Source organism: Limnohabitans rimovensis (SeqCode) (genome assembly GCF_965234775.1).
GTDB lineage: Bacteria > Pseudomonadota > Gammaproteobacteria > Burkholderiales > Burkholderiaceae_C > Limnohabitans > Limnohabitans rimovensis.
Window position 1 is genome coordinate 64,689 of record NZ_OZ248562.1, and the last position, 15,458, is coordinate 80,146.

A 15,458-nucleotide genomic window follows, 5' to 3' on the forward strand; every position below is an offset into this window, starting at 1 on the left:
AAAAGGTCTACAACTTTGGGCAATTAAACAACGGCAGTGCGCTGGATTTCCCTGTAACACCTTTTGGAATTTTGTAGCAAAATAGGTTTAGTTTTGCTCTGGCTACACTGGCTGCCACTGGCGCCGTGATGGCACAAGCCACCATTTATGGTCGTATCGACGTTGGTTACGGTAACAAACAAGCCACCAGTGGTGCTGGCGGCAAAGTTTGGAGCCAAAACGGCATCTCTGATGGTGCAATCACCTCCAACGCCATTGGCTTTGACGCCACCGACGACCTGGGCCGCGGCATGAAGGCGCGTGTTGTGACCGAGTGGGGCTACAGTCCCACCACCAACGCCGGCTTGGGTGCCATGCGCACTGCAACGGCTGGTGCACAGTTGGAAGGCTATGCTGGCGCTACCGGTCTCAATGATTCCGCTATTGGCGGTGCAGGTGGCTATTCCACTGGCACCAACCGCCAAACTTTTGCTGAGATCGGCGGCGGTTTTGGTCGCGTGCGCGCTGGTTACATGCGCACCCACCTGTATGAATTGGCCACCTTCAGTGGCGCAACCATGACCACCGAAGGTGCCGTGGGTGGACAAGCTGCGCACGTTTGGGGCGCAGCTTGGGCCGGCGGTACCCGTGGTAACACCATTGAATGGCAGTTGCCCAAGATGGGCAATGTGACTGTTGGCCTGCAAACCGGTTCTGGCGGTGGCCGCGAAGAGACATCTTTTGGTTCTGCTGCCTCCAACACAGCATCTGGCGTTGGTACTGCCAAAGCCGCACGCTCATCGTTGAAAGTCGACTGGGCTGAAGGTCCTGCTGCAGCTGGCTTGGTTTATACCACTTATAACCAATCAACCACCGCCAAAGCTGCCAACTGCTCTGCTGCTGCCACCACCACCAACGACTCTTACTGCACCTACAACGTGTTTGGTGCTTTGAGTGCTTTGCCTTTGACCGCTGCCACTGTGACCTACTCTGGCACATCTGAGTACACAACCAACTTGATGCAGTTGGCTGGTTCCTACAACTTTGGCGCAATCAAGGTCGGTGCCAACATCAACCGTGGCACCTACAACTTGACCTCTGTGACAACGCCCAGCGTTGGCACAGCACCAGCGGTTGCCTCTGGTACGGGTGTTGCGTCTTATGACATCGCATCACAAGGCATCAGCTTCAACATGCCCATGGGCGCGATGGAGCTGTTTGGTGGAATGGGCACGGCCAGCCAAAGCACTGGTTCTACCAACATCAACAACATCTCCACCTCGCAAGTTGGCCTGATCTACAACTTCAGCAAGCGCACCCGCATCTATGGCATCGTTGGCAACCTCAAGGACCAAGTGCGCGTGGATGCTTCAGCCGCTACAGTGGCTTACATGACCCAGACTATTGCTGGCATCAACGTCAGCTTCTGATCCCCGGCTGGCCCATCGGCCAGCTTGAGGTCTAGAAACTCTCAAACCCCACTGCCTCACAAGGGCGGTGGGGTTTTTTCATGGGCGTGCGGGTTTTGATACAGGCACAAAAAAACCCGCTGGTCAGGCGGGTTGGTGTTAGAAGTGTCGTGTTAAAGGACACTTGCAGGCTGTGTGTTTTTGGCTCGCCTCACTTGCAGTGCCAACTGAACAGCGGTGCGCTTCATGTCATCGTTCACAACCATTTGCTTTGGCGTAGCAATGATTGATCCAACACTTTTGCACAATATACTTCTAAAGCAAATTTGGAGATGCCCATGTTGGCTTTACGACTACCCGAAGAAATTGAGACGCGCTTAGATAAATTGGCCAAGGCGACTGGGCGCACCAAAAGCTTTTATGCTCGCGAAGCAATTGTCGAACACTTGGGGGATCTGGAAGATCTATACCTCGCTGAAAAAAGGCTCATGAAAATTCGCAGTGGCAAAACCACGACCTACAGCCTAAATTCTGTGGAGCAGGAACTTGGCTTGGCAAATTGAATTTGATGAGGCTGCAAAAAAATAACTGCGCAAACTTGATCCACAAGTGGCCAAGCGAGTTCTTGGATTTATGCGAGATAGATTGCTTGTGCTTAAAGACCCGCGCAGTATCGGGCAAGCACTTAAAGGCTCTGAACTTGGTGACTTCTGGAAATACCGCGTGGGTGACATCAGAATCATTGCCAGCATAGAAGACAAGCGTCTAACGGTTTTGGTTTTACGGGTTGGCAATCGCACAGAGGTCTACAGGCGCCAAGGTCAGTAAACACATAACGCTGTGTCGTGTAACACGACACTTCAACGCAGACCCGCGTTCAATCAAATAGCTACTAAATCGAAAAGCATCTACGCCATCAATACCGCTGAAAGATTGCGGCTACCGCGTGCGAAGACGCGTTTCACGCGAGGTTTGGTTACGGATACCTCTGGCGACATACCCGCAGTAGAGGCCATGTCCATCAACATGTCCAAAGAAAAAAGATGGATTTTGCCGCGCAACAAATCAGATATTCTGGGCTGGGTCACTCCAAATAACTCAGCCGCATCCTTTTGGCGCAACTGACGTTGGCTGATGGTGTCGCTCAAGGCCATCATCAGTTTAGATCGAGCCTTCATGCTGGCTGTCTCTTGCGGCGTGTCTGTGATGGCATCCCAAACGCTAGGGTAATTTGTGGTTTTCATGATGGTTGTCCTTGAAGTAATTCGCGCAGTCGTTTGCTGGCAAGGTCTAAATCTTTTAGAGGTGTTTTTTGTGATTTCTTTTGAAAGCAATGCAAAACAAAAACTGCATCTTTAAATTTGGCAATATAAATGACTCGAAATTGACCTGCTTCATCACTGATGCGTATCTCCCAGACGCCTTTGCCGATGGAGGCCATGGGCTTGAAATCCTCAGGCTCAAGCCCATGTTGTACGCGGTCCAATTGATAGCCGGCCTCGCTTCTTGCCGTAGAAGGAAACTCCCTTAAATCATCTAGAGAATGACCAAGAAAGGAGATTTTTTTCATCGCTTCATTATATAAGTATTTGAATAAATTTCAAGAGGCGAATATTTTTTGGTCGTAAGCCAACTCAACGGCGTTGCACATCATGTCGTCGTTGACGTCAGTATATTTTTGGGTGACTGCGATACTGCGGTGCCCAGCCAAGCTGGCCAGCACCCGCACGCCTATGCCGTTGGTGGCCAAGTTGGTGATGAAGCTGCGGCGCATGGAGTGACTGGATGCGCCTGCTATGCCAGCCCGTTTGAACAAGTCATGAAAGCGCTGGGCCATCACGTTGGCACTGAGCGCAAAACCCGGAGCGATTCAGGCGGCGGGGTTTTTTCTTGGGCGTGCTTTTAATCCAAGGAAATGCATCCAAAAAGTTATAGACTGCGCCCATGCTCGCCTTCATCCTGCGCCGACTCGCCCAAGCCCTGGTGGTGATGGGGGTGGTCGCTTTCATTTCGTTCATGTTGTTCCAGTATGTGGGCGACCCGGTGGTGTTTTTGCTCGGGCAGGATGCGCGGCCCGATCAGATTGCGCAGTTGCGCCGCGACTTGGGGCTGGACCAACCGTTTGTGGTGCAGTTTGGCCACTTTTTGGTCAATGCGGTGCAAGGCGAGTTTGGCCTGAGCCTGCGCCAAGGGGCCAAGGTGTCGCGCTTGATTGCCGAGCGTTTTCCGGCCACGCTGGAGCTGGCCTTGGTGGCCGCTGTGCTGGCGCTGGCGCTGGGCATTCCCATGGGCGTGTACGCCGCGCTGCGCCGGGGCAGTTGGCTCAGCCAGTTGTTCATGACGGTGTCGCTGTTGGGCGTGTCGCTGCCGACGTTTTTGATCGGCATCTTGCTCATCTTGGTGTTTGCCGTGGGCCTGGGCTGGTTGCCCAGTTTTGGCCGTGGCGAGGTGGTGGCCTGGGGCTGGTGGCAAAGCGGTTTGTTCACCCGCGATGGTTGGCTGCACCTGTTGCTGCCCGCGTTCACCCTGGCGGTGTTTCAGCTGACCCTGATCATGCGCTTGGTGCGCGCTGAAATGCTCGAGGTGCTGCGCACCGACTACATCAAATTTGCCCGCGCCCGGGGCCTGAGCAACCGCACCGTGCACTTTGGCCATGCGCTGAAAAACACCTTGGTGCCAGTGATCACTATCGCCGGTTTGCAACTGGGCTCGTTGATTGCCTTTGCCATCATCACCGAAACCGTGTTTCAGTGGCCGGGCATGGGTTTGTTGTTCATCCAGGCGGTGACCTTCGCCGACATACCGGTGATGGCGGCGTATTTGTGCCTGATTTCGCTGATTTTCGTGGTCATCAATTTGGCCGTGGACTTGCTCTACTTTGTGGTCGACCCGCGCTTGCGGGTGGCCACAGCGGGGGGGCACTGATGGCCGCGCCGCGCTTGTTGGCCACGGGCAGGGCGTTTGCCCACATTGCCCAATTTCACCCCGAGTTGACCGCCTTTCGGCGCGATTTGCACGCCCACCCCGAACTGGGTTTTGAAGAGTTGTACACCTCAGCGCGGGTGCAAGAGGCGCTGCGCTTGTGCGGCGTGGACGAGGTGCACACCGGCCTGGGTAAAACAGGCGTGGTGGCGCTGATTCACGGCCAACCCCATGCAACAGGTGCGAAGGCTCATCAAGCGACCATAGGCTCAACAAGCTCTGCAGCAGGCGCAGAAGGTGTCAGCGCCCCACGCATGATCGGCCTGCGCGCCGACATGGACGCGCTGCCCTTGCACGAGCACAACGACATGGCCTGGAAGTCGGCCTCACCCGGCCTGATGCACGCCTGCGGGCACGACGGGCACACCGCCATGCTGATCGGCGCGGCGCGCTATTTGGTGGAGACGCGGCAATTTCGCGGCACCGCGTGTTTGATTTTTCAGCCCGGTGAAGAGGGCTACGCCGGTGCCCGCGCGATGATCGAAGACGGCTTGTTCGACCGCTTCCCCTGTGCGCAGGTGTATGCCCAACACAATGCTCCCGATGTGCCGTTGGGCGTGATTGGCATCACCCCCGGCCCGATGCAAGCGGCGGTGGACCGGGTGGAGATCACCATCACCGGCCAAGGCGGGCATGGCGCCCGCCCGCACCAAACCGTGGACCCGGTGTTGGTGGCCGGGCACATCATCACCGCCGCGCAAAGCATCGTGGCGCGCAATCTTTCGGCCATGGACCAAGCGGTGCTCAGCATTTGCTCGATGCAAGGAGGCCACCCGGGGGCGATGAGCGTGATCCCTGGCGAGGTCACCCTGGTGGGCACGGTGCGCACCTACAGCACCAGCGTGCAAGCCCACATCGAGAACCGCTTGACCCATTTGTGCCAGGGCATTGCCCAAGGCTTTGGGGCCACGGCCAAAGTGCATTACGAACGCGTTTACCCCGCCACCGTCAACACCGTGCCCGAGGCCCACTTTGCTGCCGATGTGGCCGCGCGCTTGGTCGGCGAGGAACATGTGGTGCGCCACATGACGCCCAGCATGGGTGGCGAAGACTTCGCCTTCATGCTCCAGGCCAAGCCCGGGGCTTATATGCGCATTGGCCAAGGTCAGCCCGCGCAGGGCCGCAGCCACCCGCTGCACAACAGCCGCTACGACTTCAACGACGCCATCTTGCCCCTGGGCGCGGCCTTGCACGCCAGCCTCATTGAGGCTGCTTTGCCGCTGTGAACCCCCGCCTACCAGGCCCGAGCATGACTTGCCCCCCAGGTTTTGACCCGCAACGTGGACAGACCCAGCCAGCGCAACCCTTGAAAACCCGGGTATCCATCGTTCTCAAATTGAGACAACGCCCTGTAACATCACACCCCTCTAGGAGAACACCATGAACCTCAAAACCTCTACCCCCGTTTGGCGCCTGGGCACCTTGGCCGCTGTTTTGGCCCTGGCCTTGCCCGCCGCCGCTGTGACGCTGCGCATTGCCAACCAAGGCGACGCGCTCTCCATGGACCCGCACTCGCTCAACGAGTCGCTGCAAATCACCGTGGTGGAAAACGTCTATGAGCCGCTGATTTGGCGCGACGACAAATTCAAACTCACGCCCATGCTGGCCACCAGCTGGAAGCAAACCGCGCCCACCGTCTGGCGCTTTGAGCTGCGCAAGGGCGTGACCTTTCATGACGGCACACCGTTCACCGCTGACGATGTGATCTTCAGCTATGAGCGTGCCAAGGGCGACGGCTCGGACATGAAAACCTATGTGGGCCAGATCAAAGAGATCAAAAAACTCAGCGACCACAGCATCGACATCATCACCAACCAGCCCTTCCCCATCCTGCCCGAGATGATCACCCACTGGAACATGATGAGCAAAAAGTGGTGCGAGGAAAACCAAGCCACCAAGCCCGTGGACCGGCGCAAGGGCATTGAAAACGCGGCTTCTTTCCGCGCCAATGGCACCGGACCGTTTCGCCTGCGCGAGCGCCAACCCGGTGTGCGCACCACCTTCACCCGCAATGGCAGCTATTGGGGCAAGATCCCCACCAATGTCGACGAAGTGATCTTCACCCCGATTGGCAACGACGCCACCCGCGTGGCGGCCATGCTGTCGGGTGAGGTCGATGTGATGGAGCCGGTGCCGGTGCAAGACGTCGAGCGCATCAAGGCCAACGCCAAGCTCAATGTGTTGCAAGGCCCCGAGCTGCGGGTGATCTTTTTGGGCATGGACCAAGCGCGTGAAGAGTTGCTCTACAGCAATGTGAAGGGCAAAAACCCGTTCAAAGACAAGCGCGTGCGCCAAGCTTTTTACCAAGCCATCGACATCGAAACCATCAAAAGCCGGGTGATGCGTGGCGCGGCCACCCCCACGGCCTTGATGCTCACATCACAAATCAATGGCTACGCCGCTGACCTGGCCAAGCGCCTGCCCTACGACCCCGAAGCCTCCAAAAAGCTGTTGGCCGAGGCTGGCTACCCCAGCGGCTTTGAGGTCAAGATGAACTGCCCCAACGACCGCTATGTGAACGACGCCGAAATCTGTCAAGCCGTGGCTGCCAACTTGGCGCGGGTGGGGGTGAAGATCAACCTCGAGGCCGAGACCAAGGGCTCGTACTTCCCCAAAATTTTAAGCCGCAACACCAGCTTTTACATGCTGGGCTGGACCGCCAGCACGGTGGACGCGCACAACGTGCTCTACCCCATCTTGTCCTCGCCCGGTGAGGGTGGTCGCGGCCAATTCAACTTGGGCGCGTACAACAACCCCAAGGTGGACGAACTGACCCAGCAAGTGGCCTCAGAGACCGACACCAAAAAGCGCAACGCCTTGATCCGCGATGCGATGAAGATCCACCAAGACGACATTGGCCACCTGCCCCTGCACCAGCAAGCGCTGAACTGGGCGGCCAAGAAAAATATCCAAGTGGTGCAGTTGCCCGACAACGGCATGCCCTGGAAGTACATCGTCGTCAAACCCTAAGCCCCGCGCCTTGCCGCCATGAGCCAAGCCAGCCCCAGCGCCTGGGCGCGCTGGTGGGACAGCGACCTGGTGCACAGCTTTCGCCACTCGCCCACAGCGGTGGTGGCGGCGCTGTTGGCCTTGGTGTGTGTGCTGGCCGCGGTGTTGGCGCCTTGGATCGCACCCCACAACCCGTTTGACCTGGCCACCTTGGAGCTGGCCGATTCGCGCCTGCCCCCGGCTTGGAGTGCAGAAGGCAACCCCAAGTATTGGCTGGGCACCGACGACCAAGGGCGCGACATTTTGTCGGCGCTGATGTTTGGCGCGCGCATCTCGCTGCTGGTGGGTTTGAGCTCGGTGGCGCTGTCGGTGCTGCTGGGTGTGAGCCTGGGGTTGTGGGCCGGTTTTTGGGGCGGCAAGTGGGACGCGCTGATCATGCGCACTTGCGACGTGATGCTGTCCTTCCCCGCCATCTTGGTCGCGCTGCTGATTGCTGGTGTTGGGCGGGCGCTGTTTCCGCAAGCGCATGAGGCCTTGGCCTTTGGCGTGTTGATCGCCTCCATCACCTTGACCGGCTGGGTGCAGTACGCCCGCACGGTGCGCGGCAGCACCTTGGTCGAGCGCCACAAAGAGTATGTACAAGCCGCCCGCGTGACCGGGGTCAGCCCGGCGCGCATCATGCGCCGCCATGTGCTGCCCAATGTGATGGGGCCGGTGTTGGTGCTGGCCACCATTCAGGTGGCCACGGCCATCATCACCGAGGCCACGCTGTCGTTTTTGGGTGTCGGTGCGCCACCGACATCGCCGTCGCTGGGCACGCTCATTCGGGTGGGCAACGACTATTTGTTTTCCGGCGAGTGGTGGATCACCATCTTCCCGGGGCTGATGCTGGTGCTGATTTCGCTGTCGGTGAATTTGCTCGGCGACTGGTTGCGCGACGCGCTTAACCCGCGTTTGCAATAGGCTGGCACGCATGGACCTGCCCCAAGCCACGCCCTTGCTCGAGGTCAAAGACCTGGTGGTCGAGTTCCCCAGCCGCCGGGGCGTGCTGCGGGCTTTGGACGGTGTGTCCTTCAGCGTGGCCGCCGGTGAAGTGTTGGGCGTGGTGGGCGAGTCGGGTGCTGGCAAGTCGCTCACCGGCGCGTCCATCATTGGTTTGCTCGAGCCACCCGGGCGCATCGCCAGTGGCAGCATTTGGTTTGACGGCCAGCGCATCGACAACCTGGACGCTGAGGGCCTGCGCCGTTTGCGTGGCCGCCACATCGGCGCGATTTTTCAAGACCCGCTGACCTCGCTCAACCCTTTGTACAGCGTGGGTCAGCAATTGGTGGAGACCATCCAAGCCCATTTGCCCGTCAGCACCCACGAGGCGCGCGAACGCGCTGTGGCTTTGCTGCAAGAAACCGGCATTGCCGCCGCGCGTGAGCGGCTCGACCATTACCCGCATCAGTTTTCGGGCGGCATGCGCCAGCGGGTGGTGATTGCGCTGGCCCTCGCTGCCGAGCCGCGCTTGATCGTGGCCGACGAGCCGACCACCGCGCTCGATGTGTCGGTGCAGGCGCAAATCATTGGCCTGCTCAAGCGGCTGTGCCGCGAGCGCGGTGCTGCGGTGGTGCTGATCACCCACGACATGGGCGTGATCGCCGAAACCTGCGACCGCGTCGCGGTGATGTACGCCGGCCGGGTGGCCGAGATCGGCCCGGTGGACGCGGTCATCCACCGCAGCGCCCACCCTTACAGCGCGGGGCTGATGGCCTCCATCCCCGACATCGACGGCGATGACGAGCGCTTGCACCAAATCGACGGCAGCATGCCGCGCCTGAACGCCATCCCCAGCGGCTGCGCCTACCACCCGCGCTGTGCCCACGCCCTGCCGCGCTGCGCCCAACAGCGGCCCGAATTGCAAGCCGTGGGCCAAGGCCTGGCGGCGTGTTGGTTGATCGATGCGAATGCCCCGGCCCATGCCATGGTGGAAGAGTCACTGGCCAGCGCCATGGCTGGAGCGCCAGCTGCGCGGGTCGCACCAGCCAACGGCACTGTTCAGTTCACCGGTCACCCTGACCATCGTGCCAGCGCAGCGGGCCCACAGCACCCAACGCCCTTGGTGCAGGTGCGCGACCTGGCACGGCACTTTGATGTGTCGGCGCCTTGGCTCAACCGCTTGCTCGAGGGTCAACCACGCCAATGGCTGCACGCGGTGGACGGGGTGGACTTTGCCATCCCACGCGGCCAAACCATGGCCTTGGTGGGCGAGTCGGGCTGCGGCAAAAGCACGGTGGCGCGTTTGCTGGTGGGTCTGTACCAGCCCAGCCGGGGCCAGGTGCAGTTTGACGGCCAAGACGCGCACGCCGCGTTTGCCGGGCGCGATGCGCTGGCACTTCGCCGGCGCATCCAAATGATTTTTCAAGACCCCTATGCCAGCCTCAACCCGCGCTGGACGGTGGGCGATGTGGTGGCCGAGCCGCTGCTCGAGCACGGCCTCGCCCCCAGCCGCGCCGCTGCGCAAGACGCGGTGGTGGGCTTGCTGCAATCGGTGGGTTTGGGCGCGGCCGATTTGGGCAAGTACCCGCATCAGTTTTCGGGCGGGCAGCGCCAGCGCATCTCGATTGCCCGTGCCCTGGCCACCGCTCCCGAGTTTTTGGTGTGTGACGAGCCCACCTCGGCGCTGGATGTGAGCGTGCAAGCCCAGGTGCTCAACCTCATGGGCGACTTGCAGCGCGCCCGTGGGCTGACCTATTTGTTCATCTCGCACAACTTGGCCGTGGTGCGCCATGTGAGCGACCAAGTGGGGGTGATGTACCTGGGCCGCTTGGTCGAGGTGGCACCCACCCGGCGCTTGTTCGCGCAACCGCGCCACCCCTACACCCGCATGCTGATCGACGCCATCCCGCGCATGCGCGACCATGGGCGCGAGCGCACCCCCGTGCAAGGCGAGGTGCCCAACCCTTTGCAGCCGCCCACGGGTTGCAGCTTTCACCCGCGTTGCCCCTGGGCCGATGCGCGCTGCCGCAGCGAGCGCCCGGTGCTGCAAACCATCGACGGCGTGCAAGTGGCTTGCCATGCGGTGCAAGAGGGCCGCCCGCTTTGAAGCCCTTGGAGCCCTGATGGAAACCAAGTGGTTGGAAGACTTTGTCAGCCTGGCCGAGACCCGCAGCTTCAGCCGCTCGGCGCAATTGCGCCACGTCACCCAGCCGGCGTTTTCGCGCCGCATCCAGTCGCTCGAGGCCTGGGCCGGCTCTGACCTGGTGGACCGCTCTTCCTACCCCACGCGCCTGACCGCTGCTGGCGAGACTTTGTATGCACAGGCGCTGGACATGCTGCAGTTTTTAAACAGCACCCGCGCCATGCTGCGCGCCCAGGCTTCTGCTGGGCAAGACGTGATTGCCTTTGCCGTGCCACACACCCTGGCCTTCACCTTTTTCCCGGCCTGGGTGTCGAGCCTGCGCGAAGAGTTTGGCCCGATCAAGAGCCGCTTGATCGCGCTCAATGTGCACGACGCGGTGCTGCACCTGATTGAGGGCAGTTGCGATGTGCTGATCTCTTACTACCACCCCTCGCAGCCGATTGAGTTGGACGCCGACCGGTATGAAATGGTCGAGCTGGGCCAAGAGGTGATGGGCCCTTACGCCAAACCCCGTGCCGACGGTCAGCCGATGTTTCAGCTGCCGGGCACGGCCTCCGCCCATGTGCCTTATTTGGGCTATGCGCCAGGGGCGTATTTGGGCCGCATCGTGGACCTGATCCTCAAAAGCGCTCCGGTACCCATCCACCTGGACCGGGTGTACGAAACCGACATGGCCGAGGGTTTGAAGGCCATGGCTTTGGCCGGTCATGGGCTGGCGTTTTTGCCGCACAGCGCAGTGGCCAAAGAGCTGCGCGAGCAGTTGTTGGTGCGCGCCACCTCGCACCTGTGGCCGCACCCGGACCAAGCCATGCTGTTGCGCGCTTACCGGGTCAAACCGGCCCGCGCCAATGCCACCACCCCCAAAACCGCCGCCCATGCGTTGTGGGCGTTTTTGCAGCACAAAGCCAATTTGGCCGCGCAGACTCTTCCTGCCGAATAAGTGCCCGTGGCTTGGGTTGGCCCGCGCCGATGGGACAATGCGGGCATGAACCCCAACCCTTCTACCTCCGACACCCTGACCCTCACCCAGCCCGACGATTGGCATGTGCATTTGCGCGACGGCGCGGCCTTGCAAGCGGTGGTGGGGCACACCGCGGCGCAGTTTGCCCGCGCACTGGTCATGCCCAACTTGAAGCCCCCCATTACCAGCACGGCGCTGGCGCTGGCTTATCGCGATCGCATCATGGCCGCGCTGCCGCCAGGGGCGAGCTTTCAACCCCTGATGAGCCTGTACCTCACCGACAGCTTGCCGCCCGATGAAATCGCCCGCGCCAAAGACGCTGGTGTGGTCGCTTGCAAGCTCTACCCCGCTGGGGCCACCACCCACAGCGACGCCGGTGTGACCGACTTGCGCAAAATCAGCGCCACCTTGGAGGCCATGCAGCGCCACGGCCTGCTGCTGTTGGTGCATGGCGAAGTGACCGACCCGGCGGTGGACTTGTTTGACCGCGAAGCGGTGTTCATCGAGCGCCATCTCATCCCTTTGCGCCGCGACTTCCCTGAACTCAAAATCGTGATGGAACACATCACCACCCAAGAGGCCGCGCAGTTCGTCGCCCAAGCCGATGGCCCCACCGCCGCCACCATCACCGCCCACCATTTGCTGTTCAACCGCAACGCCCTGTTTTTGGGGGGCATGCGGCCCCATTACTACTGCTTGCCGGTGCTCAAGCGCGAAACCCATCGCTTGGCCTTGGTGAAAGCGGCCACCTCGGGCAGTGCGCGGTTTTTCTTGGGCACCGACAGCGCCCCGCACCCGGCGCACCTGAAAGAGCACGCCAGCGGTTGCGCCGGTTGCTACACGGCCCTGAGCGCCATGGAGATGTATGCCCAGGCCTTTGAGGACGCGGGTGCGCTGGACAAACTAGAGGGCTTTGCCAGCTTTCATGGCCCGGACTTTTATGGCTTGCCACGCAACACCGGGAGCATCACCTTGGCGCGCCAGGCTTGGACCTTGCCCGAGACCTTGCCCTTTGGCGACGCCGCCATCAAGCCCTTGTGCGGTGGCGAGACGCTGGCATGGCGCATGCAGGCCTGAGCGAGACACCCACCTGGCCAGCCATCGATTGGCAGGCCCCGTGGTTTCAAGCATGGGCGGCGCTGGGGCAGCCCGTGCATGCGGCGGTGATGGCGGGGCACAGCGTGGCCGATGCGCTGAACCAAGCCGCGCACCCGTGCGGGCGCACTGACCTGTGTTTTGTGCCACAAAGTGAGTTGCCCAAAGGCCAGGCCTATGAGGCGTTTATCCATGCCCAGCAGCGCATCCCCACCCGAGACAACCTGCATGACTTTTTCAACGGCCTGTGCTGGTTGCGCTTTGGCCGCAGCAAACGCCGCTTGAACCAATTGCAAGCGCAAGAAATAGCCCGCCAAGGCGTGGGCCAAGCGCGTGGTGCCTTGCGCGACGCGCTCACCGTGTTCGATGAAAACGCGTTGCTGCTGCAAGCACCCGATGGCTTGTGGCAAGCCTTGAGCGCGCGCGATTGGCAACACCTGTTTGTTCGTGAGCGTGATCAATGGGCGCAAGTGCGCATCGAGGTCTTTGGCCATGCGTTGCTGGAAAAGTTGGTCCAGCCTTATGTGGCCATCACTGGCCATGCCTGGCGCGTGATGCCAGCCCCTGCGCCGACCGCACCCATCGCAGGTCCCAACGCGCATGCGAAGCCAGCGCCAACGCCATCGCACGTGCATCCGTACCCGAATCCACAATCGCAATCGCAAGGCGTCACCAACGCCGATGCGCAACTCGACGCCTGGTTGTGCGACAGCTTGCAAGAAGACCTTTTGCGGCGCAAGGCCTTTGCGCCTTTGCCGGTGTTGGGCGTGCCGGGTTGGTGGGCGGCCAATGAAGACCCTGCTTTTTACGGGCAAACCCAGGTCTTTCGCCTGGCCACCACAGCAGCAACTGACAAGTTCAGTTGACAACGCGGCCTGTGCAGGCCCATCACCCACGGTCAATGCCCCCAATACCCTGACAAGCCGTCATGGCATCGGCTTGAATTGGCCGACATCGCCCTAAGATTCGCCCCACGGCCCCCCGGTGCGGGGCTGACAGAGGACGACATGAAACGCATTTTCTTGTTCATCTTGACCAATCTCGCGGTGATGTTGGTGTTGGGTGTGGTGGCCAGCTTGTTGGGCGTGAACCGCTTTCTCACCAGCAACGGTTTGAACCTGGGCGCCTTGCTCGGCTTTGCCGCGGTGATGGGCTTTGGCGGTGCATTCATTTCTTTGCTGATGAGCAAGTGGATGGCCAAGATGTCCACGGGCGCGCAAGTCATCACCCAAGCGCAATCGGCCGATGAGGCTTGGTTGCTCGACACCGTGCGCACCTTGTCGCAACGTGCCGGCATTGAGATGCCCGAGGTGGCCATCTATGAAGGCGAGCCCAATGCCTTTGCCACGGGTGCATTCAAAAACTCGGCCTTGGTGGCGGTGTCCACCGGCTTGCTGCAAGGCATGACGCGCGAAGAGGTCGAGGCCGTGTTGGGCCACGAGGTCGCGCACATCGCCAATGGCGACATGGTCACGCTGACCCTGATCCAAGGCGTGCTCAACACCTTTGTGGTGTTTTTGAGCCGCGTGATTGGTTACTTGGTGGACAGCGCTTTGCGCAAAAACGACGAAGAAAACACTGGCCCGGGCTGGGGCTACTACGTCACCAGCATCGTGCTCGACATCGTGCTGGGCTTTGTCGCCAGCATGATCGTGGCCTGGTTCAGCCGCCAGCGCGAGTTCCGCGCCGACGAGGGCTCGGCCCAATTGCTCGGGCGCAAGCAACCCATGATCAACGCGCTGGGCCGCTTGGGCCAAATGCAAGCTGGCGTTTTGCCTTCCGGCGTCGCCGCCATGGGCATCACTGGCGACCTGAGCAAACTCTTCGCCAGCCACCCCCCGCTGGAGGAGCGCATCGCGCATTTGCAGCAACAGCAGTGATGGGGGTCAGATTCCAATTCTTCTGAGCCCGCCATCGGTGCCGCGAAGGAGAATGATGCCCTCCAAAAAATACGGGCGGGTGAGCCAGTCGACTTTGTGCTGAGCCCGCCCCGCTGGTGGGCACGCCGCCCTCCGCCAGTCGCTGCGCTCCGATGTTGTCGGGCGACGCACCCACCATCGGTGCTGCGAACAAGAGATCAGTTCGCCCCAAGGCAAATTACCAGACCCTAGGTGAATCGCAGAAACTCTTCATCGCGAACAACTTGCAAACCCACATCCCATGGAAACCGACACGAGTGGGTGTGCGGGCCGACGACGTTGGAGCGAAGCGACCGGAGGAGGCCTGCATACCCCGAGATGGCGGTTTGACAGGGGGAGTTCAAAGACACCCATACCCCAAGGTGTCGGTTTGTGAGGGGGAGTCCAAAGCCACTTGCACAAACAAGCCACCAAGTAACCGACACGACCGGATCGTTCTCGGCACAGCCTTTTTTTGATGGGCTTCAAGGTGTGCGAGTTGTTGGCTTGCCAGTTTGATGGGCCATCCAATCTTTGAGAGCGGCATTCACCCGCGTTTGCCAACCAGGCCCACTGGCGCGCAGGGCGCTCACCAACTCTTGATCTAGGCGGATGGCCACTTGTTCTTTGGCAGGCTTTTTGTTGGGGCCGCGAAATTGGCGCAGGCCTTCAAGTGTTGCTGCTACCCCACCACCTCGGGTCACCGTGGCTTGGCGCCAGTCGACCCCCTTCTTGCTGGCGGTTCGTTTTGGCGCAGCAGACTTGGCGTCCGCGATTTGTTTTGGGCTAAAGGGCTTCGAAGTAGGCATCTGATTCTTTTCTATCGGCATAACGGCAGGAAATGATGTGCGCTGTCTCGTCGCCGCGCGGGGTCCACACCAAAAAGACGACCCGCCCTTGCCACATGCCCAGGCTTTGCACCCTGAGCTCGCCGTAGCTTTGGCGATCATCTTCCACGGAAATCATCGGTTGATCGAAAACGGTTTCGAGAGCAGCCAGGTCAAGCCCGTGCTTTTTGATGTTCTCGCGCCGCTTTGCTTCGTCCCACGTGATCATCGCCA

The 15,458-nt window shown here is 60.5% G+C and carries 16 protein-coding genes and 2 pseudogenes; 13 read left to right on the forward strand and 5 right to left on the reverse strand.

Features of this window, described 5'->3' with window-relative positions; translation table 11 throughout:
* Window positions 1-107: 107 nt before the first annotated feature.
* The 3 genes from AC8GFZ_RS00335 to AC8GFZ_RS00345 all read left to right on the forward strand — a co-directional run bounded on the left by AC8GFZ_RS00335 (window position 108) and on the right by AC8GFZ_RS00345 (window position 2,216).
* The gene (locus AC8GFZ_RS00335; protein ID WP_506644183.1) at window positions 108-1,409 is read left to right on the forward strand and encodes a porin; all 1,302 of its coding nucleotides are present in this window, start codon (window positions 108-110) and stop codon (window positions 1,407-1,409) included.
* 317 nt (window positions 1,410-1,726) lie between these two features.
* A complete protein-coding gene (gene relB, locus AC8GFZ_RS00340) occupies window positions 1,727-1,951 on the forward strand; it encodes a type II toxin-antitoxin system RelB family antitoxin (RefSeq protein WP_506641199.1) in 225 nt (74 codons plus the stop codon).
* A 25-nt stretch (window positions 1,952-1,976) separates the two neighbouring features.
* Entirely contained in the window at window positions 1,977-2,216 is a 240-nt protein-coding gene (locus tag AC8GFZ_RS00345) for a type II toxin-antitoxin system RelE family toxin (protein WP_506644185.1), read from the forward strand.
* A gap of 80 nt (window positions 2,217-2,296) precedes the next feature.
* Here the strand turns inward: AC8GFZ_RS00345 and AC8GFZ_RS00350 are convergent, their stop codons facing one another.
* The 3 genes and pseudogenes from AC8GFZ_RS00350 to AC8GFZ_RS00360 form a co-directional block, all read right to left on the reverse strand.
* Window positions 2,297-2,632, reverse strand: coding sequence for a helix-turn-helix domain-containing protein (locus AC8GFZ_RS00350; RefSeq protein WP_506641201.1), 336 nt, complete (start codon window positions 2,630-2,632; stop codon window positions 2,297-2,299).
* Window positions 2,629-2,958 carry a type II toxin-antitoxin system RelE/ParE family toxin gene (locus AC8GFZ_RS00355; protein WP_506641203.1) on the reverse strand — a complete coding sequence of 110 codons (330 nt, stop codon included), beginning with the start codon at window positions 2,956-2,958 and terminating at the stop codon, window positions 2,629-2,631. Before AC8GFZ_RS00355 ends, AC8GFZ_RS00350 begins: the two co-directional genes overlap by 4 nt.
* A gap of 30 nt (window positions 2,959-2,988) precedes the next feature.
* A pseudogene (locus AC8GFZ_RS00360) lies at window positions 2,989-3,237 on the reverse strand (tyrosine-type recombinase/integrase); the annotation flags it as partial.
* A 95-nt stretch (window positions 3,238-3,332) separates the two neighbouring features.
* Here AC8GFZ_RS00360 and AC8GFZ_RS00365 point away from each other — a divergent pair.
* From AC8GFZ_RS00365 to htpX, 10 genes and pseudogenes are all read left to right on the forward strand, one after another.
* A complete protein-coding gene (locus tag AC8GFZ_RS00365) occupies window positions 3,333-4,313 on the forward strand; it encodes an ABC transporter permease (protein WP_506641205.1) in 981 nt (326 codons plus the stop codon).
* Window positions 4,313-5,596: a M20 aminoacylase family protein gene (locus AC8GFZ_RS00370; RefSeq protein WP_506641207.1), complete on the forward strand. Its 1,284-nt coding sequence runs from the start codon at window positions 4,313-4,315 to the stop codon at window positions 5,594-5,596. The genes AC8GFZ_RS00365 and AC8GFZ_RS00370 overlap by 1 nt, the downstream gene beginning before the upstream one ends.
* Before the next feature lie 154 nt (window positions 5,597-5,750).
* A complete protein-coding gene (locus AC8GFZ_RS00375) occupies window positions 5,751-7,340 on the forward strand; it encodes an ABC transporter substrate-binding protein (RefSeq protein ID WP_506641209.1) in 1,590 nt (529 codons plus the stop codon).
* Between the two features lie 18 nt (window positions 7,341-7,358).
* Entirely contained in the window at window positions 7,359-8,282 is a 924-nt protein-coding gene (locus AC8GFZ_RS00380; protein WP_506641211.1) for an ABC transporter permease, read from the forward strand.
* 10 nt (window positions 8,283-8,292) lie between these two features.
* Window positions 8,293-9,277 (forward strand): annotated as a pseudogene (locus AC8GFZ_RS00385) (ABC transporter ATP-binding protein); the annotation flags it as partial.
* A gap of 143 nt (window positions 9,278-9,420) precedes the next feature.
* A complete protein-coding gene (locus tag AC8GFZ_RS00390) occupies window positions 9,421-10,407 on the forward strand; it encodes an ABC transporter ATP-binding protein (RefSeq protein WP_506644187.1) in 987 nt (328 codons plus the stop codon).
* Between the two features lie 16 nt (window positions 10,408-10,423).
* Complete coding sequence (locus tag AC8GFZ_RS00395; protein ID WP_506641213.1) at window positions 10,424-11,383, forward strand: LysR substrate-binding domain-containing protein; 960 nt, start codon at window positions 10,424-10,426, stop codon at window positions 11,381-11,383.
* 45 nt (window positions 11,384-11,428) lie between these two features.
* Entirely contained in the window at window positions 11,429-12,481 is a 1,053-nt protein-coding gene (pyrC, locus tag AC8GFZ_RS00400; protein WP_506641215.1) for a dihydroorotase, read from the forward strand.
* Window positions 12,463-13,365, forward strand: a complete 903-nt coding sequence (locus tag AC8GFZ_RS00405) for a DUF3025 domain-containing protein (protein WP_506641217.1) — start codon at window positions 12,463-12,465, stop codon at window positions 13,363-13,365. The genes pyrC and AC8GFZ_RS00405 overlap by 19 nt, the downstream gene beginning before the upstream one ends.
* Window positions 13,366-13,506: 141 nt before the next feature.
* Window positions 13,507-14,379 (forward strand): protease HtpX, encoded by an 873-nt coding sequence (htpX, locus tag AC8GFZ_RS00410; protein WP_506641219.1) that lies wholly within the window; start codon window positions 13,507-13,509, stop codon window positions 14,377-14,379.
* Window positions 14,380-14,882: 503 nt separating this feature from the next.
* On the opposite strand, the gene AC8GFZ_RS00415 is transcribed toward htpX, so the two are convergent.
* Window positions 14,883-15,206 carry a BrnA antitoxin family protein gene (locus AC8GFZ_RS00415; protein WP_506641221.1) on the reverse strand — a complete coding sequence of 108 codons (324 nt, stop codon included), beginning with the start codon at window positions 15,204-15,206 and terminating at the stop codon, window positions 14,883-14,885.
* Window positions 15,184-15,453 carry a BrnT family toxin gene (locus AC8GFZ_RS00420; RefSeq protein WP_506641223.1) on the reverse strand — a complete coding sequence of 90 codons (270 nt, stop codon included), beginning with the start codon at window positions 15,451-15,453 and terminating at the stop codon, window positions 15,184-15,186. Before AC8GFZ_RS00420 ends, AC8GFZ_RS00415 begins: the two co-directional genes overlap by 23 nt.
* Window positions 15,454-15,458 lie beyond the last annotated feature (5 nt).

Excerpts from the sequence above, each read along its gene's own strand:
- AC8GFZ_RS00375 (WP_506641209.1), top strand. The coding sequence starts at position 5,751 with ATGAACCTCAAAACCTCTACCCCCGTTTGGCGCCTGGGCACCTTGGCC.
- relB (WP_506641199.1), top strand. The coding sequence starts at position 1,727 with ATGTTGGCTTTACGACTACCCGAAGAAATTGAGACGCGCTTAGATAAA.
- AC8GFZ_RS00415 (WP_506641221.1), bottom strand. The coding sequence starts at position 15,206 with ATGCCTACTTCGAAGCCCTTTAGCCCAAAACAAATCGCGGACGCCAAG.
- AC8GFZ_RS00395 (WP_506641213.1), top strand. The coding sequence starts at position 10,424 with ATGGAAACCAAGTGGTTGGAAGACTTTGTCAGCCTGGCCGAGACCCGC.
- pyrC (WP_506641215.1), top strand. The coding sequence starts at position 11,429 with ATGAACCCCAACCCTTCTACCTCCGACACCCTGACCCTCACCCAGCCC.
- AC8GFZ_RS00350 (WP_506641201.1), bottom strand. The coding sequence starts at position 2,632 with ATGAAAACCACAAATTACCCTAGCGTTTGGGATGCCATCACAGACACG.
- AC8GFZ_RS00355 (WP_506641203.1), bottom strand. The coding sequence starts at position 2,958 with ATGAAAAAAATCTCCTTTCTTGGTCATTCTCTAGATGATTTAAGGGAG.
- AC8GFZ_RS00370 (WP_506641207.1), top strand. The coding sequence starts at position 4,313 with ATGGCCGCGCCGCGCTTGTTGGCCACGGGCAGGGCGTTTGCCCACATT.
- AC8GFZ_RS00405 (WP_506641217.1), top strand. The coding sequence starts at position 12,463 with ATGGCGCATGCAGGCCTGAGCGAGACACCCACCTGGCCAGCCATCGAT.
- AC8GFZ_RS00380 (WP_506641211.1), top strand. The coding sequence starts at position 7,359 with ATGAGCCAAGCCAGCCCCAGCGCCTGGGCGCGCTGGTGGGACAGCGAC.
- htpX (WP_506641219.1), top strand. The coding sequence starts at position 13,507 with ATGAAACGCATTTTCTTGTTCATCTTGACCAATCTCGCGGTGATGTTG.
- AC8GFZ_RS00420 (WP_506641223.1), bottom strand. The coding sequence starts at position 15,453 with ATGATCACGTGGGACGAAGCAAAGCGGCGCGAGAACATCAAAAAGCAC.
- AC8GFZ_RS00365 (WP_506641205.1), top strand. The coding sequence starts at position 3,333 with ATGCTCGCCTTCATCCTGCGCCGACTCGCCCAAGCCCTGGTGGTGATG.